21 protein-coding genes and 1 pseudogene are annotated in these 22,131 nt (G+C 67.9%); 10 read left to right on the top strand and 12 right to left on the bottom strand.

What is annotated here, in order from left to right; translation table 11 throughout:
- Window positions 1–107: 107 nt before the first annotated feature.
- Window positions 108–749, top strand: coding sequence for a transposase (locus BO39_RS35315; protein WP_211257526.1), 642 nt, complete (start codon window positions 108–110; stop codon window positions 747–749).
- 28 nt (window positions 750–777) lie between these two features.
- Window positions 778–972: a hypothetical protein gene (locus BO39_RS34025; RefSeq protein WP_211257525.1), complete on the top strand. Its 195-nt coding sequence runs from the start codon at window positions 778–780 to the stop codon at window positions 970–972.
- Window positions 973–1,073: 101 nt separating this feature from the next.
- Here the strand turns inward: BO39_RS34025 and BO39_RS22775 are convergent, their stop codons facing one another.
- On the bottom strand, window positions 1,074–2,030 hold the full coding sequence (locus BO39_RS22775) for a D-2-hydroxyacid dehydrogenase family protein (RefSeq protein ID WP_245615347.1): 957 nt from the start codon (window positions 2,028–2,030) through the stop codon (window positions 1,074–1,076).
- Window positions 2,031–2,775: 745 nt separating this feature from the next.
- On the opposite strand from BO39_RS22775, the gene BO39_RS22765 reads away from it, so the two are divergent.
- Window positions 2,776–3,765: a tripartite tricarboxylate transporter substrate-binding protein gene (locus BO39_RS22765; RefSeq protein ID WP_043837864.1), complete on the top strand. Its 990-nt coding sequence runs from the start codon at window positions 2,776–2,778 to the stop codon at window positions 3,763–3,765.
- Window positions 3,766–3,880: 115 nt separating this feature from the next.
- On the opposite strand, the gene BO39_RS32815 is transcribed toward BO39_RS22765, so the two are convergent.
- The 5 genes from BO39_RS32815 to BO39_RS33720 form a co-directional block, all read right to left on the bottom strand.
- Window positions 3,881–4,081, bottom strand: a complete 201-nt coding sequence (locus BO39_RS32815; protein WP_156963833.1) for a hypothetical protein — start codon at window positions 4,079–4,081, stop codon at window positions 3,881–3,883.
- Between the two features lie 512 nt (window positions 4,082–4,593).
- The gene (locus BO39_RS22760) at window positions 4,594–5,610 is read right to left on the bottom strand and encodes a zinc-binding dehydrogenase (protein ID WP_043837861.1); all 1,017 of its coding nucleotides are present in this window, start codon (window positions 5,608–5,610) and stop codon (window positions 4,594–4,596) included.
- Window positions 5,607–6,494 carry a VOC family protein gene (locus BO39_RS22755; protein ID WP_043837860.1) on the bottom strand — a complete coding sequence of 296 codons (888 nt, stop codon included), beginning with the start codon at window positions 6,492–6,494 and terminating at the stop codon, window positions 5,607–5,609. The genes BO39_RS22760 and BO39_RS22755 overlap by 4 nt, the downstream gene beginning before the upstream one ends.
- Window positions 6,495–6,525: 31 nt before the next feature.
- On the bottom strand, window positions 6,526–7,494 hold the full coding sequence (locus BO39_RS22750; RefSeq protein ID WP_043837857.1) for a tripartite tricarboxylate transporter substrate-binding protein: 969 nt from the start codon (window positions 7,492–7,494) through the stop codon (window positions 6,526–6,528).
- Complete coding sequence (locus tag BO39_RS33720) at window positions 7,491–7,676, bottom strand: hypothetical protein (protein ID WP_043837855.1); 186 nt, start codon at window positions 7,674–7,676, stop codon at window positions 7,491–7,493. Before BO39_RS33720 ends, BO39_RS22750 begins: the two co-directional genes overlap by 4 nt.
- A 184-nt stretch (window positions 7,677–7,860) precedes the next feature.
- On the opposite strand from BO39_RS33720, the gene BO39_RS22740 reads away from it, so the two are divergent.
- Genes BO39_RS22740 through BO39_RS35310 form a run of 4 tightly spaced genes read left to right on the top strand, consistent with a single transcriptional unit; the run spans window position 7,861 to window position 11,086 of the window.
- Window positions 7,861–8,895 (top strand): Bug family tripartite tricarboxylate transporter substrate binding protein, encoded by a 1,035-nt coding sequence (locus tag BO39_RS22740; protein ID WP_052402486.1) that lies wholly within the window; start codon window positions 7,861–7,863, stop codon window positions 8,893–8,895.
- Window positions 8,896–8,930: 35 nt separating this feature from the next.
- Window positions 8,931–9,848: a fumarylacetoacetate hydrolase family protein gene (locus BO39_RS22735; protein WP_043837851.1), complete on the top strand. Its 918-nt coding sequence runs from the start codon at window positions 8,931–8,933 to the stop codon at window positions 9,846–9,848.
- A 39-nt stretch (window positions 9,849–9,887) separates the two neighbouring features.
- The gene (locus BO39_RS22730) at window positions 9,888–10,775 is read left to right on the top strand and encodes a VOC family protein (protein WP_043837849.1); all 888 of its coding nucleotides are present in this window, start codon (window positions 9,888–9,890) and stop codon (window positions 10,773–10,775) included.
- Between the two features lie 26 nt (window positions 10,776–10,801).
- Window positions 10,802–11,086, top strand: coding sequence for a hypothetical protein (locus tag BO39_RS35310; protein WP_043837846.1), 285 nt, complete (start codon window positions 10,802–10,804; stop codon window positions 11,084–11,086).
- A gap of 946 nt (window positions 11,087–12,032) precedes the next feature.
- On the opposite strand, the gene BO39_RS22720 is transcribed toward BO39_RS35310, so the two are convergent.
- From BO39_RS22720 to BO39_RS22710, 3 genes are all read right to left on the bottom strand, one after another.
- A complete protein-coding gene (locus BO39_RS22720; protein WP_052402485.1) occupies window positions 12,033–12,614 on the bottom strand; it encodes a GNAT family N-acetyltransferase in 582 nt (193 codons plus the stop codon).
- Window positions 12,615–12,995: 381 nt separating this feature from the next.
- Window positions 12,996–13,496, bottom strand: coding sequence for a segregation and condensation protein A (locus BO39_RS22715; protein WP_052402484.1), 501 nt, complete (start codon window positions 13,494–13,496; stop codon window positions 12,996–12,998).
- The gene (locus BO39_RS22710) at window positions 13,489–14,214 is read right to left on the bottom strand and encodes a hypothetical protein (RefSeq protein WP_052402483.1); all 726 of its coding nucleotides are present in this window, start codon (window positions 14,212–14,214) and stop codon (window positions 13,489–13,491) included. Before BO39_RS22710 ends, BO39_RS22715 begins: the two co-directional genes overlap by 8 nt.
- A 28-nt stretch (window positions 14,215–14,242) precedes the next feature.
- Here BO39_RS22710 and BO39_RS22705 point away from each other — a divergent pair, with 28 nt between their 5' ends.
- The gene (locus BO39_RS22705) at window positions 14,243–14,437 is read left to right on the top strand and encodes a hypothetical protein (RefSeq protein WP_043837842.1); all 195 of its coding nucleotides are present in this window, start codon (window positions 14,243–14,245) and stop codon (window positions 14,435–14,437) included.
- A gap of 55 nt (window positions 14,438–14,492) precedes the next feature.
- On the opposite strand, the gene BO39_RS22700 is transcribed toward BO39_RS22705, so the two are convergent.
- A complete protein-coding gene (locus BO39_RS22700; protein ID WP_052402482.1) occupies window positions 14,493–15,599 on the bottom strand; it encodes a tyrosine-type recombinase/integrase in 1,107 nt (368 codons plus the stop codon).
- Between the two features lie 559 nt (window positions 15,600–16,158).
- Between BO39_RS22700 and BO39_RS22695 the strand changes: the two genes are divergently transcribed.
- Window positions 16,159–17,088: a site-specific integrase gene (locus BO39_RS22695; protein ID WP_043837840.1), complete on the top strand. Its 930-nt coding sequence runs from the start codon at window positions 16,159–16,161 to the stop codon at window positions 17,086–17,088.
- 279 nt (window positions 17,089–17,367) lie between these two features.
- Here the strand turns inward: BO39_RS22695 and BO39_RS22690 are convergent, their stop codons facing one another.
- Window positions 17,368–20,250, bottom strand: a complete 2,883-nt coding sequence (locus tag BO39_RS22690) for a hybrid sensor histidine kinase/response regulator (RefSeq protein ID WP_084698386.1) — start codon at window positions 20,248–20,250, stop codon at window positions 17,368–17,370.
- A gap of 1,019 nt (window positions 20,251–21,269) precedes the next feature.
- On the opposite strand from BO39_RS22690, the pseudogene BO39_RS22685 reads away from it, so the two are divergent.
- Window positions 21,270–21,617 (top strand): annotated as a pseudogene (locus tag BO39_RS22685) (IS21 family transposase); the annotation flags it as partial.
- 99 nt (window positions 21,618–21,716) lie between these two features.
- Here BO39_RS22685 and BO39_RS22680 read toward each other — a convergent pair.
- The coding region (locus BO39_RS22680; protein WP_043837833.1) for a DDE-type integrase/transposase/recombinase at window positions 21,717–22,131 on the bottom strand (415 nt) is incomplete at its 5' end.

Here is a 22,131-nt window from a genome sequence, read left to right as displayed (position 1 = left end):
CTAGAGCGCACAGATAGAAGCACTGTGGTGGACGGATCGGTCTAGCGGTTCGGGTGGGTTAGGTTCCTGAGGGACCGATGGCCCGTCATCCTCCAGGAGAGCGATGATTGCCATTCAAGGCCAATGCCGAGCGTCGTCACCGCATTCCGAAGCAGCAGCTCCGGGCGACGAACTGGGCGGAGTACGATGCAGCCCTGCGCGGGCGTGGCAGTTTGACCGTGTGGTTCACCGATGCGGCGACTGCGGCGTCGAAGGCTGAGCCCCGGACCACGCGGGGCGGGCAACGACGCTACTCGGCGCTGGCCATCTCCACGGCCCCGACGCTTCGGACCGTGTTCCGCCTGACCTTGCGCCAAACTGAAGGCTTGATCGGCTCTATCATCGCCCTGCTCGGTTTCGACCTGCCGGTGCCGGGCCATACCACCCTCAGCCGCCGGGCCGAGACGTTTGGAGGTGCAGGAGCGCTAGTCGGGCACCCAACCCATACATCTGATCCTCGGCAGCACGAGCCTGCAGCTATGTGGCCTAGGCGAGTAGCCGGTCCAGAAGCACGAGAGCAGGACGCGCCGGCCGTGGCGCAAGCTGCACATCGGCGTGGATGCCAACACGGGGCGGATCGTCGCGCCCACCCTGACGATGAGCGGCGTCGATGCTGCCTTGCAGTTCAGGCCTCTGTTCGAGCAAATCACGAACTCAATCGCCTGATTCACCGCCGATGGCGCCTACGACCAGGACGCCGCCTACTGTGAGGTGGCGGCGCGGTATCCTGGAGCCACCGTGATCGTTCCATCCCGCTCCAATGCTGTGCCGAGTGCCCTGGCCAAGGCGGATAGCGTACGCTTCAAGCAGGTTATCGGTGATGGACTGCACTCGTTTGCCGACGGGCGCCGCGCGACGGAGGTGTCCATCGCCGTCCGCGCACTCGATCGCATGCTCGAACTCGGACGGCCGGAGTATGTCCGCAACATGTAAATGCGGACCAGCCCAGGGCCTACTGCGCCTGCAAGGTAGTGCCATCCAACGCAGTCTCGTGGCAGTAATCGCGGAGTTCTGCATGGCCTGCGGCGGGCACATCACCCTGTTATCACTCGGACAGGGGCGCCCGCGAGCCAGGCACGGACATCCTCGAAGGCATCACGGTAGCGGGCCAGGAGGTTCTCCCGCGTCCGGCCGCCAACGTGGGAGGTAAGGAGTACATTCGGCATCCCCCGCAACGGGTGGTCCAGTGGCAGGGGTTCCGCCTCGAACACATCGAGGCCCGCGCCGCCGATGGTGCCCGTGCGCAGGGCGGCGATCAGCGCGGCCTCGTCCACAATCGGGCCGCGGGCAGTGTTTATGAGTAGCGCTTCCGGCGGCATCCGGCCGATCTCCGCCGCGCCGACGAGGCCGCGGGAGCGCGGGGAAAAGCGGAGATGGATGCTCAACACGTCTGATTCCGCGAAGAGGGCATTTCGCGTCACGTGGTGCACGCCGACCTCGGCGCATCGAGCGGCAGTGAGGTTTTCGCTCCAGGCTGCAACCTCCATCCCGAAGGCTAGGCCGACCCGGGCGACTCCGGCGCCGAGTGTACCGAGCCCGAGCACGCCGAGGCGCTGCCCGGAGAGGCTCCGGCCGAGCCCCGCACCCCAGCCGCCGGCCCGGATCGCACGATCCTCCGCAGGGACATGGCGCGCAAGGCCGAGGATGAGGGCCCAGGCGAGCTCGACCGTCGCGCTGGGGTCGCCGAGGGTTGTACCGCAGACGGTGACACCGTGGGCGCGAAGCGCCGCCAAGTCGAGCGCAGCGTTATTCATCCCGTGGGTGACGAGGAGCCGGAGATCGGGGAGTCGGTCGAGAAGGGCCGCGTCGAACCGCGTCTCCTCCCGCGCAGTGACAACAACGGCATTTCCCGCGAGCGTCGCAGCAGGATCATCGATCCGGCCGGCGTGGACCTGCACCTCCACGCCGTCCGGCAGAGACGACCAGTCCGCAGCCTCGCGCGCTAGGCCCGCGTGGTCGTTGATGATCGCGACGCGGATCCGACCGGTCACCCGCCGGTCCCTGGGGTTCGGCGTTCACGGTCGTTCATACGGGTCTCCAGGTTCGAGCGTGGCGCAGCATGGTGCGGCTCGTTCCGGCTCGCTTGTCTGCTTGTCTCTTCATACCAGCTAGCCTCGCTTGTCGAAAACACAGCATGGTCGCCACGCGATGCTCATGAAGGGCAGGGAGGGTTTTCAGCTGCCCATCGCCGGAGAGGTGCTCACGCCGGACATTGCGGCTGCCCTGAAGGAGACGCGTTGGGTACCGGCTGGAGCGCTCCGCATTTCGGCGAACAACGACGGTGCCGGCGGCCTGGAATCGGAGGAGCGTGCGTATCGTGACCAGCGACAGCCCTGACCTTCCGCGCCTGCGGCTCGGTGGTGCCGACCCCCACGTGAGTCGGTGCTGCGGTCCGCGTCCAAACGTCTAACGAAGCGGACGCGAGCAGTGCGGCCGGTAGGGCTACGGACACTGGCATCTTGTGGGTACCTTGAACATGCCCCGCTCCTTTGCGTCGCGTCTGAGACAGTGCGGGCTGCCGTCGGACCGAAGCAGGAGCTGGCCATTGGAGTTGCCAACGGGCAACCGGCCGCTGCCCCGGCTACGTGCGCCCCCTCCACCACCACTTTTCGCCCGGGTTGGACGACGAAGCCTAGGTGGGACGGACTCAAACCTCCTCAAGCAGTGTGGTCGGCGCCTCTTTGCAGCCGACGCGGATGCTGTGAACCTCGCCACCGACACACCGGGAGAGAAACGATGCTGAGGACGGTACGCCGTGGCCTGCTCGGGGCCACGCTCGCCATGAGCCCTATGGGCAGCTCGTTCGCGCAGGGGGTGCCTCCGGCTTTCCCAACGCGCCCAGTGACCATGGTCGTCGGGTTCGCGCCCGGCGGGCCGGCCGACGTGATCGCCCGCCTCATCGCCCCCTCTCTCGGCGCCGATCTCGGCCAACCCGTGGTGGTGGAGAACGCGTCCGGCGCCGGTGGCTCCATCGGGCAGGCCCGCGTCGCCGCCGCCCGTCCAGATGGCCATGTCATCCTGTTCGGCAGCCTCGCCCAGGCGATTATCCCAACGCTCTATCGGACCCTGTCTTTCGACCCGACGGCGCTCCAGGCGATCGGGATGGTGAACGAGGTGCCGATGTCGGTCATTGCGCGACGCGACTTTCCGGCGGCGACGCTTGCAGAACTCGTGACAATGATCCGGCGCGAAGGACCGCGCCTCAACCTCGGCAACGCAGGGATCGGCTCAACGAGCCATCTGTGCTCCCTGCTGCTCATCGCGGCGGTCGGGACAACGGTGACGATCGTGCCCTACCGTGGCAACGGACCGATGATGAACGATCTGTTGGGTGGCCGGCTGGACCTGAGCTGTGACCAGACAACGAACAACTCCGAGCAGATCCGGGCGGGGGCGGTCCGCGGCTACGCCATCACCGGGGCCACGCGCACGGTCGCCTTGCCCGAGGTGCCGACGACAACGGAGGCGGGATTGCCGGCCGTGACAATGTCCGGCTGGAACATGCTCTTCGTCCCCGCGGGCACGCCGCGGCCGGTGGTGGAGCGGCTGAACCGCGCCTTGTTGGCGACGCTGAACGACGCGACCGTGTCGCGGCGGATGATCGAGCTCGGCAGCACGCCGGCGTCCGGCGAGCGGATCACGCCGGACGGGGCACAGGCCACTTGGCGCGCGGAGATCGCGCGCTGGAAGCCCTTGCTTGTGGCGGCGGGGCAGTACGCGGACTGACGGCGACGGCGAGCGTCGTGCCGATCCGGGCGCCTCCACCGGCGGCTGGGCGCGAGGGCTTGCTGCAGTGGCGAGGATGCCGCACATAGTCGCGCTGATCGCCAGCTCGCGCGTCTCACAGAGGTGCTTGGCGGGAATTGCCGGCCGGCATGAAGCCTTTCGCGCAGCCTTCATCCTCCAGCGCCCGAACCCGCTCCTGCAACTTCAGCGTCTCGTCTCTGGAAGCTAGGCAATCCGCCGCCGCCAGACACGCTCGCAATGCATCAGCAAGACGGCCTCGCCATTCGGCAACCTCGTCGCTCTTGGTCGTTTCCATGCTGCATGCCGACACTGTTTAGACGACCTGGTGAGCCCGGCCATCCATCAAATAAGGCTGTAGCCTTAGCCCACCCGCCGCACCAGGATGAGCATGCTCCAAAGCGCCAAGGAGAGCGACAACACAAAGACGAGGCCGCCGGCAAGTCCGGACGGGAACCCACTACCCTCCATCACCAGAACTCGGAGGCCAAAGCCTCAGGATGTTTAAGCACGTCGTTCGCAAGCGATATGCACCGCCAAATAGCTTTGATCATGCATTTGCTCCGCAACGGCCGGGATCGTGACAGACGAAATATCCTAAGCTCGAGGTTGGCCATTCATGCGGCATGGCAGAGGGCATGAGCAATGCCTTCGCGCAGGGCTGGCGGGAGTTTCGCAGCTTCGGCTGATTGCCGGAACATGCCGAGACCCTGCTCGCTCCAGATGGCACGTCGTACCGCGGCGAGGGTGTCGGAAGGTTGGCCGCTGCTTGCGGTACTTCGCCAACCGCTACGAGCAGCGCGCCGCCAACTATCTTGCCATCCCGGGCACTAGCATCACCTTTCCCAACCCCGCGCGATCGGCGACCAGGCGGTGCGCCTCCGCCGCCGCATCCAGCGGCAGGATGCGGTCGATGGTCACGCGGTAGGCGCCGCGCGCGGCGACTTGCAGGCTTTCGTCTACGTCCTCGGCGCGGTGGACGGCGGAGCCGATGACCGTGATGCGGCTGAGGTAGAGATGCTTCACATCGAGCGGCACGGTGCCGCCGCCATGCGCGCCCGCCGTCACCAGCCGCCCGTTGCGTCCGAGGCTGAGGAAGGCCTGGGGAAAGAGGGTGGGGTCGGCGATGTTCTCGAACACGACGTCCGCGCCGCGGCCGGCGGTGATCTCGCGGACGCGGGCCGTCAGGTCCTCCTGCCGGTAGTTCACGCCGTGCTCGGCGCCGAGTTCGAGAGCGTGCTGCACGCGCTCCGGCGCGCCGGCGGCGGCGATGACGCGGGCGCCGAGCAGCTTGGCCACCTGCACCCCGGCGGCGCCGAGACCGCCCGCTGCGCCCATCACCACCACCCACTCGCCTAGCTGAACCCGCGCCTCGTCCCGCAGCAGGCCGTAGGCCATCGGGGCGTGCCGCGCGACGACCGTTGCCTGCAGGAAGTCCAGCCCGTCCGGGATCGGGCGCGCGGCCTCGGCGGGAACGGCGACGTAGTCAGCGTAGCCGCCCCAGACATCGACGCCGAGCATCACCGGCGGCCGCCCGGGAACCGCAGGGCGCAGGCGCGCCATGACGGAGACCCGGTCCCCCAGCTTGCGTGAGGTGACACCCTCGCCGAGTGCCACGACGATGCCGGAGGGATCGGTTCCGAGCACGTGCGGGAAGCGCACGGGCCGCGCATAAGTGCCGGCGCGCACCGCGAGATCCAACGTGCGGTTCACCGAGACGGCGTGGACCTGCACCAGTACCTCGCCCGGGCTAGGCACCGGAAGCGGCACCTCCTCCATCCGCAGGACCTCGGGCGGGCCGACCTCGCGGATGACGGCTGCCCTCACGCGGGCCTCGGCGGCTTGGGGATGCCCCAGGAGTTCGTCGCGTCGACCCCCGGTTCCCAAACCATCGGGCGCTGGGGGTTGTCGAGGTGCCAGGGGCGTGGGTCGAAGCAGCCGGATGCCTCGTCGCTCATCCGGTCCAACTCGGTGAAGAGTTCGACCGACTGCCCATCAGGGTCGTCATGATAGGTGTAGATGTTGTGCCCGGCCCCGTGCCGGCCGGGCCCCCAGGTGAGCGGCACGCGGTGCCGGCCGAGCGTGTCGCAGGCCTCCTTCACGTGGTTCCAATCGCGCAGCTCGAAGGCCATGTGGTGCAGGCCGAGCTCGGCGTCGGGGCGGCGGAAGAAGTTGAGGCTGTGGTGGTCGGGGTTGCAGCGCAGGAAGGCGAAAAAGTCGCCGATCCAGTCGGAGACGCGGAAGCCCAGCACCTCGCAGTAGAAGCGGGTGGTCGCCTGCGGGTCGGGCACGAAGAAGGCGACGTGGCCGAGCTTTTCCGGCACCACGCCGCCTGCGGCGCGGGGGGACGGCGAGCGTTCCTCCGGGTGCAGGTCCACCTCAAGCCCGTTCGGGTCACTGAAGGTGACGGCGTCCGGCAGGTCTGGCCCGGTATCGCTGCGGCGTTCGGCGGAAAGGCCGTGCCCGCGCAGCTCACGCAGCACGTCCGCCGGATCGGCCGAGGGAGCGAGGCGGAGCGAGAGCCGCGCGGGCCGCGCCGCCGCGCCCTGCCGCAGAAGCAGTGCCGGCCCGCCATTGGGGCAGGCGAGCCAGACGGCATCCCCGCTGCGGTCGGTCACCGAAAGGCCGACGACCCGTGTGAAGTGGTCCAGCTTCCGCCCGACATCGGGCGTTTCGAGCGTGAGATGCCCGATCCGGCCTATCCTGATCAAAACCTGGTCTCCCGTGTTCCCGCGCGGCCGCTCACTGCACGGGGATTCCGCCCCCGCCGATGACCTCGCGCCAGAAGGCGAACTGCGCGGCGATATGGGCGCGTGCCTCCTCCGGCGTGCCGCCGGCGGGACGCATGGCCTGGGCGTGCAGCGCCACGCGCGTGGCGGCCTCGGCCAGCCAGTCGTTCACCACGCCGTTCAGCAGCGCGACCGTCTCGGGCCGCATGCCCGCCGGGCCGAGCAGCGCGTACCAGAGTTCGGGACTGGTGATCGGGAAGCCAGCGTCGGCCAGTGTCGGCACGCCCGGCAGGTCCTCCCAACGCCGCTCCGCCGCGACGCCGAGCACGCGCACCTGCCCGGCCTGCGCGAGTGGCATCGCCATCGGATAGGGCAGCATGGCGGCCGCGATGCGCCGCCCGATCAGGTCCTGCACCGACTGCGCGGAGCCGCTGTAGGGAATGTGGGTGAGGTCGATGCCCGCCGCGCGCGTGAACAGCGTCATCACCAGGTGCTGCGCCGTACCGTTGCCGGGGGACGCGTATTCGAAGGCGCCCGGCCGCGCGCGGGCGAGGTCCACGAGGCCCTGCACGCTGTCGGCGGGCAGATCCGGGCGCACGACCAGCACGACGAAGCTTGTGCTCAGCTTCGCAATGGCCGTGAAGCCCTCCACGGGGTCGTAGCCCATGGTGGAGGGGAAGAGGCTCGGGTTGACCACCAGCGGCGAGGCCTGGACGAGCAGCGTGCGCCCATCCGGCGCGGCGCGCGCCACCGCCTGCGTGCCGATGTTGCCGCTGGCGCCCGGCCGGTTCTCCACCACCACCGCCTGCCCGAGGCGGCGCTGCAGGACCGGCGCGAGGAGGCGGGCGAGGAAGTCCTGTGGCGTGCCGGGTGTGACCGGCACGACGATTGTCACCGGCCCGGCGACCTGCGCCGTCGCCCGCTGCGCGCCCGCCAGCGCCGGGGCGGCGAGGGCGGCACGCAGCAGGCGTCGCCGGTTCATGCCGGGCCTAAACGGGAGGCGAGGCCCGCGAATGGCGACGTCGCGTGCACGAGGCAGCTGCCGCGGATCGCCAGCGCTTCCCGGGCGGAGAAGTCGCGGCCCCCCGTCGGGACCTTTCCGTTGAGCAGGACCGTGTTTACCGGCTGGGCCGCGGCGATGCATCCGCGCGCGAACGTCGGCATGGACCAGTCTCCCCGTCCCGCCCTGCATTTCCGTTATCGGGCGATTTTAGGAAGGGTTGCACAGGTAACGCGAGGCTGTCGAGCAACGCATCAGGCACGTGTTGCGCGACCTGGCGACGGCGTGCATCCTTCATGCAAGGCGCGCCTAGCGCCTGCCGGCGGGACCTCGCTCGCGGGAGGAACGATGGGGAAGGATGCTTCCAGCGTGGCGGTGGGGCGCCCACGCGAACAGGAGACTCGTCCCCCCACGGCCAGCCGGCGCGGCGTGCTGCGCGGCGCATCGGCTTTGGCAGCGACGCTGCTTCCGACCTCTGCACATCCCCAGGCGTCCTGGCCGAGCCGGCCCATCACCATCGTCGTGCCCTTCCCGCCCGGCGGCACGCTGGACACCCTGGCGCGCACGCTGGCCGAGAAGCTGCGCGCCTCTCTCGGCCAGCCCGTCGTGGTGGAGAACCGCACGGGCGCCGCCGGCAATGTCGGCGCGAGCCAGGTCGCTCGCGCCCAGCCCGACGGCTACACGCTTCTCTGCGCGCCGCAGATGAGCTTCAACGCCGACCTGCTCTACCCTGATCTCAACTACGACCCCCGCGGCTTCGAACCGGTGAGTGTGCTCGCGACCTATCCGAACGTGATCGTCGGGCGGCAGGACCTCCCCTTCTCCACCATACCGGAGCTGCTCGCCGCCGCCGGCGCGCGGCCGGACGGGATCACCTACGGCTCGCAAGGCAACGGGCAGATTGCCCATCTTACCTTCAAGATGCTTGAGGCGATGACGGGCATCCGGATGGTGCACGTGCCCTATCGCGGCAGCGCGCCGCTGCTGACCGCCCTGCTCTCCGGGGAGGTGGACATCAGCGCGGACAACCTCCTGCTGATGAACGCGCAGGTCGCCGCCGGGCGACTGAAGCTGGTTGCGGTGACGGGAAGCGGGCGCCTCTCCTCCTTCCCGGCGGTGCCGGCGGTCGCGGAATTCGTGCCGGGCTTCGTCTCGGACACCTGGACGGCGATCGGCGCGCCGCCGCGCACGCCGGCCGAGATCCGGGAGCGCCTGGCTGTCGCCATCGACCAAGCGGTTCACACCGCCGACTTTCGCGAGAAGCTGCTGGATGTGCGTGCGGAGCCCTTCGGCCGCACGCCTGAGGCCATGGGCACCATGGTGCGCGAGAGCCGCGAGCGCTGGGCGCCCGTCATCAACAGCACGGGCATCCGGGTGGAGTAAGGCGCGCCTTAAGCGCTGGGGGCGGGGGAGTGGGCATGGCAGGGTACAGGCTGGTCACGCAGGAGACGGCGCGCGGCCCAAGGGCGGGGGTGTTGGTCGAGGGGCGCGTCCACGACATCGCGGACGCCACCGGGAACCCGGCGGACGCCACGATGCTCAGCCTTCTCGCGGACTGGGATGCCGCCCGCGCGCGCCTGGCGCGGCTCTGCGACGCTCCCCCAAGCAATGGCGCCGACGCCGCCTCCGCCCGCCTTCTCGCGCCGCTGCCGCTGCCGGGCACGGTGTTCTGCGCGGGCGCGAATTACGGTGACCACGTGCGGGAAATGGCGCGCATGCGCGGCAAGGAGCCGGATCCCGACCCGCGCAGTCTCGGGCTCACCGCCTGGCACTTCATCAAGTCCTCCCGCGCCGTCGTCGGGCCTGGGGCCGAGATCCCGCTGCCCAGGAACTCGCAGAAGGTGGACTGGGAGGTGGAGCTGGCTGTGGTGATCGGCCGGAAGGGGAAGAGCGTGCCTGTTGCGGAGGCACTCGGCCTCGTCGCGGGCTATGCTGTCGCCAACGACCTCTCGGCGCGCGACCTGGGACCGCGCGCCGGCGTGCCCGATGCTTCGCCGTTCAAGTACGATTGGCTGGCGCATAAGAGCTTCGACGGGTCCTGCCCGCTTGGTCCCTGGATCGTCCCGGCCGAGGATATTCGCGACCCGCAGGCGCTTCGCATCTCGCTCTCGGTCAACGGCGTGATGAAGCAGGACTCGAACACGCGCGAGATGATCTTCGGGATCGCGGAGCAAATCGCCCATCTCTCCGACCGGCTCACGCTCTGGCCCGGTGACGTGATCCTCACGGGCACGCCGGCCGGCGTCGGCAGCGCGCGGGGTGAGTTCCTGCGTCCGGGCGACCTCGTGACCGTCGCGGTCGAGGGGATAGGCGAGTTCTCCAACCGCATGGCCTAACCAGGGCTGCGCGCTTCCCTCATCCGCACCGAGGTTCCCATGATCCGCATCACCCGCATCGGCCATGTCACGCTTTCCACGCCCGATCCGGAGCGGCAGGTGGCGCATTACGCGGGCCTGCTCGGTCTTTCCATCGCCGCGCGCGAGGGGGATACGATCTGGATGGCCTGCCCGGACGACCACCGTTCCATCGCGCTGCGGCACGGCGAGGCGGCGGGCTGCACCGCGCTCTCGCTGCAGGTGCCGGCGGGCACCGAACTCCGCGACTTCGCGCGCCAGCTCTCGAGACAGGGCGTGGCGGCCGAAGCGCAGTCGGACGCCGCCCCGGACACGCCGCAGCGGCTTCTCTTGGCAACCCCCGACGGCCTGCGGATCGAGGTAGAGGCGGAGCGCCCGGCCGGGAGGGCGGCCGGGGAAGGGCCGATCATCCCGCGCAAGCTTGGCCACGCGGCCTTCCGCGTTACGGACCCGGAGCGGACGGTGGCCTTCTTCACCGAGGCCCTCGGCTTCCGCGTGTCGGACTGGATGGGCGACTTCTTCGCCTTCCTGCGCTGCGGGCCCGACCACCACACGGTGAACTTCATCCGCAGCCCCGCCGCACGCTTGCACCACATCGCCTTCGAGCTGCGCGACTGGGACCACGTGAAGGAGGCCTGCGACGCGCTTGGTGCGCAGCGCATCCCGCTCATCTGGGGGCCGGGGCGCCACACGGTCGGGCACAACCTCTACACCTACCACCATGATCCCGACGGGCAGATCGTGGAGCTCTTCGCCGAGCTGGACCGGATGAGCGACGAGGCCGGCGGCGCCTGGGACCAGAGGCCCTGGCACCAGGAGACGCCGCTGCGGCCGCGTCGCTGGGAGATGGATCCCTTTCTGTCGAACGCGTGGGGGATCGGGACGCCACAGGGCTTCCGCGATGCCTAGGTGTCCGGTTGTGAGACCTCGTTGGCGTGCTCAGCAATGAGGCGTGCGCGGGCGATGTCGTCTGGCCCGGCACGCCCTTCAGGCGTTTCGGGTTTGGGGCGGGCGAGCTTTCGTTGTGCCCGGAGGCGTTCCTTGACCATCTGGTCGGGTGTTTTTCCGTCGAGGACGCGCTGGCGGCGGGCGTTGTAAGCGGCGTTGAAGCCCTGGAGCAGACCCTAAACTGGACGTGGGACCAGATGGTGATGCCGAGCCCCTCGCTGCCGACCCGGCCGTTGAACCTCTCCACCATCCCGTTCGGTCGCGGCGAGTAGGGCCCTGTATGGCGGTACTCCGCGCCAAGTTCGGCACAGACACGAGCGAAGGCTGGTGTGAAGCAGCTGCCGTTGTCGGTCAGCACGTCGGTGAGGCGGAACGGGAAGGCTTTCGCGGCCTCGCGCCGAAGGCGATGGCGATGGCGCTGCGCTCGGTCTCGTCATCCTTGACGGCCAGGTGGACAGTGCGGAATCGGCGGTCGATGGCGACATAGAGGTGCGTTTGCGGCGCTCACCATTGGCGGTTTTCAGCTTGGGCAGGTTGTCGGTTTTCCTTATTGAGGAGAATGGCGCCGGTAAGCTCCGGCTTTTCCTTAGCGATGAGAACGGTAGCGCGGTCTGATCAGACCATCGCGATGCAAAGCAACAGCTTCATGATTGCGCGTTAGTGACGGACCTCGGCCATTATCCTTCTCAAGGATGAGCCATGCCGTGGCAAAGAAAATCTACCCTTCCAAGCCGCTGATTCCGTTGCACATTTGTTATCACCATTCAGGAAAACGAACAACGAATTTGACCTTCAAGGCGCCATTACAGAAGCATGGGTTGGCAGCGGGCAACGGGATACGGCAGGCGTGATCACGTCGAGACCGCGATTGGCCGCTACAAGCACCTGATCGGCCTGACGCTGCGTGCCCGCTCACTTCCTGCTCAGCAGGGCGGGGCGAGCATTGCTGTCGCGGTGCTCAACCGCATCATCCAAACCGCTAAGCCCATCTCCGTTCCCCGAAGCTGATGGTCCTTCGGTCGGTACCGAGCACGCCTGTTGCGGCTCCGCGCACCGACGCCGAGCGAAACTGCCGCTCTGAGCCAACATCGCTCCTCGCGTAGTTGATGCCCGGTGTGAAACGGCGAGCCACATGCGCTACTCCTCACCCCCAGAGCATCGGTCACCACGCGTACATCCGTCTTCGCTCTGCCATGTTGGCGAATGGATGAGGGCACGTCACCGGCGCGACGGAGCGTCTATCTCGGACAGCCTCACTGTTGGCGAGAGCGCCTTTCGCATGCGGAGCAGCGGCACTGCCGTGCCCCCGCGCTCATCCAGGATGACTTCGACTGCCGCGTAGCCGCAAGTGCGGTAGAGTGGCTCACCCGCTTGCGTCGCGACCAGTTCCGCGCGCGAGAAGCCTTCAGCCCCGGCCGCCGCCTCGCACATCCTGAGAATGCACCGGCCAACACCTCGGCGAGCAAACGCTGGGTGGGTGTACATGGCCCGAATGCGGGCGGCGTCCTGAGCCGGGTCCAGCAAGGCGGCGTCGCGCCCTGATGAGCCATCGCCACCGTACATCGTTGCCCGTCGGCTCCAGCCGCCACAGCCCACCAGGGCGTCGTCCTGCTCGACAACGAAGTAGGTGCGGTCGGCGATGAGCTGGCTATCCAGCCCCATGATGCTTCGACTGGCCGCGATCTGTGATGCGTCGAGGAACGGTTTCTGTAGCTCGGTGATGGCTGCCTCCATCAGCGCGACGATGGCGGGGACATCCCCAGCCTCGGCGAAGCGGGGTCGTAGGGCGACGTCGGCCACGGCAGGTCTCCCCTTCTGCAAGGCGCTCCAACCCTGCACGTCAAGTGACCTGCTCAGCAACGGTTACGCGAGGAGCAAGCATAATGGTCCCGAACGGTTGCTCCTGTTCCAGCGCAGTGTCCCCGTTCCGCACCATCTCGAGTGCTACAACGAAGCTGCTGGCCAGTGCCGCTCGGACGCGGATCAGCCGGTCAGGCGCGTCCTGCGGGATGGGTGGCAGGCAGCGCTCAAAGGAGAGATGACCTGAGTGGAGTCGAAGAAGTTCAGCAATGTGCTGGAACGCGTCGGGAATACGCCAGAGGTCGGGTGGGCAGGGTCGATAACTGGGTTTGGGCCCGGTGGTCTGCCCCTCTCTTCCTTCCAGCATGGCGAGGCTGGCCTCTAGGAAGGCGACGTACAGCTCTGCTTGGGGCCGTGGCGCCGGCGCTCGCCCTGCCCTCTCGCGAACACCTCCCGCCCAAGCTGCGGGCGCGCTGAGAGCCACGCGGCCGCAGCCCGCATGCGGGCGAGCTCGTCCAGCTGATCGAGGCGCCGCCTGGCCTCCGCGCCGGCCTCCTCCGCCGCCTCTGGGCTGGCGGGGGCGAAGAGCTGCGCCTTGAGCAGCAGGAGCTGGCTGGCCATGACCAGCCAGTCCGCCCGCCGTTCCAGCCGAACGCCGCCACTATTCTCAATGGCGCTCACCAGCTGATCGGTGAGCGTCAGGATGGAGAGCGGGCCGAGATCCACCCGCTGGCGGCGCACCATCTCCAGCAGGAAGTCGAGCGGGCCTTCGAAGCCCTCCACCCGCAGGTGCGGGCTGCGCTCACTCCGACCGGGTTCGAGGGCTCCCCTCCCCTGCCCTGTCCCTCGGGTCCCGTTCTCTAGGTCGAGCGCCTCACCCACGGCGGGTCCGTCCGCGACTCACCGGGGCGGGTTCATCCTTCTGATCAGCACTCGCCTCCGCGGCGTGCCCGCCCTGCCCTTTCGTTGCGCCCGGCGCGTAGTCTGGCGTGAGGACGGAGGAGACCTCGGGCCAGTTCCGCCGGAGCCGCACCACCGCCTGCCAGGGCGACCAGTTGGCCGACCAGAAGCCCACCCGCAGCTCCGCCATCCTCCTGCGCCGCCGGTCCAGGGTGGATGGCAATTCCTCCACGTGCCGGAGGAGACGGGTCACGCCCCAGTGCCGGGCGAGCCAGGTCCGGCTCTCCCCCTCCTCCGGCCCGAGCCGGAGGAGGGCGGCCGGCACCGGCAGCAGCCGGTGCAGGTCGAGGGGGCAGTTCCGATCGGTGCCGACCCGGGCGAGCGCGCGCTGATGGTTCAGGGACACCGCCTCCCTGAGCCTCCTCGCCAGGAGCTTGGCGCCCGCGAGGCTGATCGCCGGCGTGCCGTCCTCGGGGGCGGCCATCGGCAGCAGGATCTCCTCCTCCAGCCCGGCGAGGTCCGGCTGCCAGGGGATCACGCCCGAGCCCACGGCCGCGGTCCGGAGCCGCGCCACCTCCGCGCTAGGCCCGGTCACCACCAGCGTGTTGCGCAGCCAGTCCGTGTGGGTGCGCTCGGGCCGCCAGGACGGGTCCGGTGAGTCGGGGGCGTTAGTGGTGGCCACGGTCTCGTGCTTTGGCATCCTCTGCCGCTGCTCCTAGGACGCGGCCATGCTGACAAAGCCGCTCCATTCCTCGCACGAAGCCCCCGAGACGAAGGAGATCCGCATCAGCCGGGAGGGCTCCGGCCGCAACACCTGGCGCTGGTCCATCTGGAAGGGCTCGACCCTGGTGGCCCGCTCGCCGGCCGGCTTTGCGGGCGCCGAGGCCGCGTACGAGGCCGGCCGCCGCGTGCTTAACCGCTGACACGCTGGCCACCGCAAAGAGGCGCGTCCCGCACCCTCCCCTCCCGGCCCCGGGCTCAAAGGTCGAGCAGCCGCGCCGGGCTGTCCAGGGTGATCTTGGCCCGGCGGCGGTAGCCCTGGGTTGTGGCGATACTCTTCTGCCGCGTGTGGTGCATCACCTGCTCGTCGAGCGCGCCCTTGAGGTAGGCCTCGGTGATGAACCCGGCCTGCAGCCCGTGCGGCGAGAGCCGCTCGCGCTCGTCCACCACCAGGTTTGCCATCTCCGCCCGACGCCGGAGGATCCGCCAAACCCCTTGCGGGGTCAGCCGGTCCTCCAGCGAGCCGCCCGCGCTCACGCGGCGGAACACCGGTCCCCACTCGATCCGGCTCCGCTTCAGCCAAGCCTCCACCGCCCGCACCGGGCAGGAGAGCGGGTTCAGCCCGCGCGGGACGCCGATCGAGGCTCCCTCCCCCTCCTGGTCGCGCTTGGAGCGAGGGATCAGCACCGTCATGCCCTCCGAGGTGAAGCGCAGGTGCTCGCGGTCAATCCCCACCAGCTCGGAGCGCCGCAGTGCGCCGGCAAACCCCACCAGCAGCAGCGCCCTGTCCCTGAGCCCGGCCACGTCCGTGCCACAGCTGGCCAGCAGGCGCTTGACCTCGGCCGAGGTGAGCGCCGCGGCGGGACGGGCGGGCTTGCCGTGAGTCGCGAGGATGCCGCGCATCGTCGCGCTGATCGCTGGTTGGCGCGTCTCCCAAAGGTGCCCGGCCTGACGGTGGTGATGGGCGATGGCCGCGAGCCGACGGCGCAGGCCGCTGCGGCCGAGCGTGGCGGCCAGGCTCGCCAGGTGGCCGGCGATCACCACGGGCGCGGCCGGCAGGGCGACCACCCCGCCCGCCTCGCACCACCCGCAGAAGGCGCGCCAGTCCGACGCGTAGGCGCGCCTTGTGTTCTCCGACAGCGCCCGCCCCGCATAGCCCGCCGCCCGCGCCACCGCCTCGCCCACCGGACCCGCCAGCACCGCCAGCACCGCCAGCACCGCCAGCGCCTCCGCCGGGACAGCACCGGCTGCCAGGCGCACCACCGCCGAGGGAACGGCTGGCGGGCTCGATCCTGGGCGCTCTGTCACGCCGCGCTCCTCGCCGGCGGAGGCACGGAAAGCCCCGCGGTTGCGGACGATCTCCACGCGGTCCCCACCAGAGCCCCACTCCCCTGCCCTGCTCCAGCCATCCTGGCGAGCGCCCCCGCGCTGCCGTTCCGGCTCGCCTCAGTGTGCCCGCGCGGGCCCATGTGTGGCAACCGACCCCTCCCCGCCCCATGGGCACGATAATAGGCTGTTAGGATCCCGGCTCTATATCTCTGGTGTCCGACAATGATGGATTATCGGACACTGGACCGCGTGGGGGTTCTCACCCAGAAACCCTCCCCAATGGACCGGCCCGATCCCCCTGCCCGTGTGCCGGTCAGCGCCGCATGGCTCGCCGAACAGGAGCGCAAGCAGGCCGCTTACGCCGAAGCCCGGCGGGCCAAGGCGACGCGCTGGGAAGGCATGCGCCAAGCCGAGCCAGCGCCTGAGGAGGCACCACCGCCGTCCCCTGCCTAATCGGTCCCAGAGCTGCCGGCACAAGCCGCAGGGCGCCGCCCGCGCGGCCCGATCGTTGACCCGCGGCAAGGCCGCCTCTTCTGACGATGAAGGATTCTGTCGTGGGTTCCGAGGTTATCTCCACCGCCGCCACGATGCCGGCGTGGCCCCCACCCTCTCGGCCGAGGCGCGCGCCTACGCGCTTGAGGCCTCTGCCCTGAACACCCGTCGCGCCTATGGAGCCGCGTGGTCGGATTTCGCCACTTGGTGCGACGCAGCCGGGCACCCTCCCCTGCCTGCCTCCCCTGAGACGGTGGGCACCTTCCTCGTCGCGCGGGCCAGCACCCACAAGGCGGCCAGTCTCTCCATGCGCCTCGTTGCGATCGGCCAAGCGCACCGCCTCGCCGGCCATCGGTTGGACACCGGGCACCCTGCCATCCGTGAGACGATGAAGGGCATCCGCCGCACTCACGGTACCGCGCCCGCCAAGAAGGACGCCGCCGTCGCCGACGTGATCCGCGATGCCGTAGCCGCCCCGGTGCAACGGCCCGGGCCGCGGGCCCTGCGCGACCGCGCTCTGCTGCTGGTCGGCTTTGCCGCGGCGCTGCGCCGGTCAGAGTTGGTGGCGCTGGACGTGGCCGATGTCGCCTTCATGGCCGAGGGGCTGATCCTCACCCTTCGCCGCGCGAAGACGGACCAGGACGGCCGCGGCGTCGAGATCGCCATTCCCTTTGGTCGGTCGGAGAGGACGTGCCCGGTCCTGACGCTGCACGCCTGGCTGGGGGCGGCGGGAATCCAGGCCGGGCCCGCGTTCGTGTCGGTCACGCGGCACGGCCGAGCGACGGGGACCCGCCTCTCTGACCGGGACGTGGCGCGGGTGGTGAAGGAGACGGTGGCCGCGGCCGGCTATGACCCCACAACCTTTGCCGGCCACTCCCTACGATCGGGCTTCATCACGACGGCGGCCCGCGAAGGGGTAGCCGAGCGGCACATCAAGAACCAGAGCCGGCATAAGTCACTGCCAGTGCTGCGGGGCTACATCCGGCGCGGGTCACTCTTCGTAGACAACGCGGCGGCGCGAGTAGGGCTATAGTCGGCAAGCCTTCGTAACGCTTGTCCAGCAGATGCTCTAGCAGGCTCTGTAAGTCGACGCCGACGGGGCTCATCGGCGAGGAGTCTGGGCGGCCGCGGGTGGCCGGAGAATTCGTTTCGTGTCTTCCCTCCGTGTCCAGTTGATACCGTCGAACAGGGACGCGAACTTTATTGACGGCAGCCGCATGACCCCGTCGATCCATTGGCCAAGGGGAGAAGCGGCCCTGGCTTACCCAGGCGCCGCCTCTTCCCGGCCCGGATGCTCAAAGTCGAGCCAAAGTTATGCAGCACGCCGGCCGAGGTTGGATTTGCGCGCTATGGCTTGTTCCAAGCTGCCTCTCAGGCAGGGTGAGACGCGCCGCCAAGCGGCATCAGTTAGAGTAAACGTGGCGGCCGCAACCTCCCGCGCGCCGGCGGTCGCGGCGCTCTCAAGCTCGTCCAGTCTTTCAACCAGACGAGCGGCTCCAAGCGTACCGGCAAGACCTTTGAAGTCGTGTGAGGCCCGAGCAACCGCAGCCCATTCGGAGACCTCAACCAGTTCGCCGAGGCGCCTGATGCGCGTTCCACCCTCGACAAGGAAAGCATCAACGCACGCACGCGCTCGAGCTGCACCGGCCTCAGCAACTAGAACGTCAAGCCACTCGATCTCGATCTCTTCAAAACCATCGCTATTCGGCTCGGTACCGATCTCCGACAGCCGATCGCTAGCGATCACCTCGCGAATTTGGCCAGCCAGACGTGCCAGATCTACTGGCTTGTGGAGGACGATCATGGCCCCGGCTTCGAGGCATTCGCGCCGAACCGTTGCTCCAGTGTGCGCCGTGAGAGCTATGATCGGGACGTGTGCATTCGGCCCCTGGCCAGACCGGATGCGCCGGATCGCTTCAATGCCTCCAAGCACGGGCATTTGGACGTCCATGAGAATCACGTCAAAGCCTCCACGCTCGGCGGACTGGATCGCCTCCTCTCCATTGTTCGCACCGAAGGCCGAGAACCCGGCGCGCCCGAGGACATCAACAAACAGAACCTGGTTAATCTTGTTATCCTCAGCGACGAGTATCCTAGCCTCTGGCGAGGCCGGAGCCTTCGTGTCGAGGGCATGGAAGGGTGACTCACCTTCGAAGAAGCCGCTAACAATCCGTGATAGGTCGCGCTCCTCGACGGGGTGGGGCACAGTTGCATCCGCCTGCCCCTCCGCCCCGGCCGGCATCTCGCCCTGCGCGACCAGCACAACTCTCGCCCGGCCGAGTGTCCGGCCGGAGCGCAAGCGGGTGAGAAATGCGTCTGCGGGAAGTCCCGTCAGCGCCGCATCGAGAACAACGAGGTCCATTGCCCCATGTTCGTGCGCTGCACGCTCCGCGAGACCGAGCCCGAGGAAGCCGTCGCCGGCTGCATCGACGGTGAAGCCCAGCCGCTCCAGGTAGCCTACAACGCGCCTCCGCATAACTTCGGAGAGGCCAACAACCAGCGCTGAGCGACCCATCATCATGGTCTGCGCACGGCGGACTTCCGCGACGCGTTGCGCGCCGAAAGAAAAAGTAAAGGTGCAACCAGCTCCTACCATACTCTCCAAGGCAAGCTCGCCTTGGAGCAGGTCCGAAATCTCGCGGCAGAGCGCCAAGCCGAGGCCAACTCCTTCGCGTCCAGCAGCGACTTCGCTCCGACCGCGCTGGAAGCGTTCAAAGATCGTGGACCGCTCGTTGTCGCTAATGCCAGGTCCGGTGTCCGATACTGAAAGTACGAGCTGCTCCGCAGGGCCGACACCCCGCGTGGAGAGGCCCACTTTGATCGCTCCATGGTCAGTAAACTTGACCGCATTTCCGACGAGGTTGAACAGCATCTGACGGAGGCGGCTCGGGTCGGTGCGCCAAGAACCACCCGCGGCGTCCGAGATGGAGACCTCAAAATCAAGCCCTTTGTCGTTTGCACCCGGGCGGAACACCTCCGCGACCTCAGACACGAGATCGCTAACGTCGACAGAACTCATCTGTGTCTCTCGTCCGTCGACCTCCGCACTCGCTGCCTCCAGCATGCCGTTCAGCATGGCCATGAGAACCTCGCAGCTGGCGCGTACTCTGTGAACCCATCGCCGCTGCGCCTCCTCCAGGTCGCTGTCCAGGAGGACCGCCGATATTCCAAGAATGCTGTTGATTGGGGTGCGAACGTCATGACCAACCGCGGCAAGCACCCTATCTCGCTGCTCGATAACGGTAGCGAGGCGCTCCTCTGTTTCTGTCAACCTACGCGAGACGTCGTCCTTCTCAACGTTCATGGCAACTCGTGCACTTGGCCTCTTCCTTGCCGTTACCCAGCAGAGAAGGACAGCTGTGATCCAGACTGAAGAGAGTTTTCCGAGGTCGCCGGATCGCTCTACTGCAGAGTCGACGAATTCCATGACGAGTGAGTGACCCGGCCGCATCACCGACCACTTAAGCATACCTCTTGAGTCCGAAACCGAAACATCGCTTGGGTCTCGTGACAGGGTCGCCAGTCTCGCTAGAAGGGCCTCGATGCCACTCGGCGTCGCTGCTTCGGGTGTCTTCGGGGCGCGCACCGCTTCCGAGCCGACACGCGCCTCCGTCCACGATGGCAGCCACGCAGGAACGAGATAGCCGCCCGCTGCGTCAGTGCTGATGAAGGTGGCAACTATCCCCGCAGTTCCGCCCTGCCCATCGGCGAGACGCCGAACTAAACCGTAGGACGGCACGGCTTGGCGCGGGTCAGGGCCGACGCCCGTGAACCCTGCACCCTGTCCAGTCTGGTTCAAGGCAGAGGTGAACCACCAAGTCGGCCCAACGTCACTCGGTGGGAGAGGAAAAGAGGAAGCAGTCACGCGACCGCGGCCGCTCGCGATGACCAGTCCCGAAGCGGGCGCGAGCATCGGCTCGGACCTGAGAACCTTAGCGGTCAGCGTAATGGTGTCTGAGGCGACGTCCATAGGCCGCAGGCCGGCGGTAGTAGCCTCAAATCGCCTAAGGAGCTCGTCCGCTCTCCCGCCGATCTCCGCGTTAGCGGCGACTAGCATGGCCTCGGTGTGCTCCCTTAGGCGGTCTAGCTCCCATCCGGACCAGACGACTGTCGCCAGCGCCGGCGGGATGAGCAGTGCGGCGCCAAGGAACACCGCTCTAACGAGGCCTCCAGTGATCGGTCCGGCGGACGGCATGCTTGACTCCTTGCCCCCTCAGTTCGCGCGTATGCGCCGAGGAAGAGCCAAACGGAAATTAGTTAACGCATCCTTTCTATCCGACGGTTACATTCCGGATCGGCTAGCAATTAGAGAACCAGTTGTTGACGGATGCACTCAAACCAGTCTCCCCCCGGCTGCCCGGCCGGCGCCAGTCTTAACTGGGGCAACTGGGTACCGGGGCCCTTTGCCTCGAGCGTTCCTCCTGAGACGAGCGCCTGCAGGCGGCTAGCGCTCGCTTCGTCAAGGCGTTCGCTAAACTCCACGCCTCCGCCCCTCGACGTTCTGCCCTGAAGGTTCCAGGAGCCCACAGTTCCGGCGAGAGACAGTCGCGCGGACTGCCCGGCGCGGACGGGGGAGGCTCGGCTGGGGCGAACCGATATGCTGACCTGTCCGTTCCGGACGGAGGCGTTCAGTACCACAGTGGCGTGCGAAGCCCTGGCCTCGCAGAGATCGTCGCGCCTCTCGAAGTTCCAGACACCCTCAACCGGACGTGGCTCGGGCAATGGCCTAACCCGCGCGGCAGGCGGTGTAGGCGGAATGAAGCTTTGCCCAGCCGGCTCAGGTGGGGGAGTTGGTGCTTGGCAGGCAGCAAGGACCAGGCAGCTTCCCAGCCAAACCATGCGCGGCAACAAAGTCAGGGCCACTCGATGTCTCCAGCCGTGATTGCATGCTCAAACCGCCTTAAGCCGGCAGACGGCGAAAGAAAACTCGAAAACTTGGTCATGGAACAGCTCCCGGCACGCCTGAGGACGGTTGCTAGGTTGGCGAATGACCGTGTAGCCCGTTTGCCACAGGTGCCGCGCCATCTGCAGCGAGCGGCACCGAGAGGTTCCAAGAAATCGCCTGCCGAGGAACCGCTTTGGTGCATCGCTTGGCTGAGAGCGGCGGAGACAAAATCCCTCATGGAGGCGGCCGGGTAGTCTGGCTGTGGCGGCGGCGCGAAAATGGAGCGCTGGTGGGCTTTTCGTCGGAGGTTCTGACGAAAGGCCTGGGGGATGAAGGTCGTGGATCTTTATGCGCGGGTTCGGCGTGCCTGCCATGTGGATGGCATGAGCCAGCGGCAGGCGGCGCGGGTGTTTGGCATCGACGCCAAGACGGTGGCCAAGATGCTGCGGTTTGCGGTGCCGCCGGGGTATCGGCGGAGCAAGCCACCGGTACGTCCCAAGCTCGACCCGCTGCGGCCGGTGATCGACCGGATCCTGGAGGAGGATCAGGGCCGCCCCGGCAAGCAGCGGCACACGGCATGGCGGATTTTCGAGCGGCTCAAGGCGGAGCATGGCTTCGCGGGCGGCGAGACCATCGTGAAAGACTATGTCCGGGAGCGGCGGCTGCGCGGGCGCGAGTGACCTGCCCCCTAGAAGCGGTCCGCCGGTTATGTAGTCCGGCGGCGTTGTCAGGTTGGCGAGGACGTCGACGCCGAGAGCTCACGGCTGGTGGTAGCCTCACGCGGCGGATGCAACTCCGGTCACATCCTGCCATGTGGCGAATGCGGCGTCACGAACAGTACGGTATTCAGTGGCGGGCAAACGGTGGCGGCGAAGCTGGAAGCGGTTGTGGATCCGGCTATGCGTGGAAAGGAAGCGCTGCGCGTGGCGCGCTGACTTGAACCCCTGCATCTGCCGCTCTCGTCGTCGTGTCGGCTGGTGTGATACCTCGGCCCGGTTGTTGAGATAGCGGCTCTGCCGATGCTCCACGCTCGGCAGGATCTCGCGCTTGGCCACAGCATAGCTGCGCAGCTTGTCGGTTACGATCACACGGGGCACGTACTGCAGCCCCTTCAGAAGCTTGCGGAAGAACCGCTTGGCTGCTGTGGCACTGCGTCGGCTCTGCACCAGGATGTCGAGCACGACACCATCC

Source organism: Roseomonas aerilata DSM 19363, from assembly GCF_000711725.1.
Lineage (GTDB): Bacteria > Pseudomonadota > Alphaproteobacteria > Acetobacterales > Acetobacteraceae > Roseomonas > Roseomonas aerilata.
This window is presented reverse-complemented; position numbering and strand designations above follow the sequence as displayed.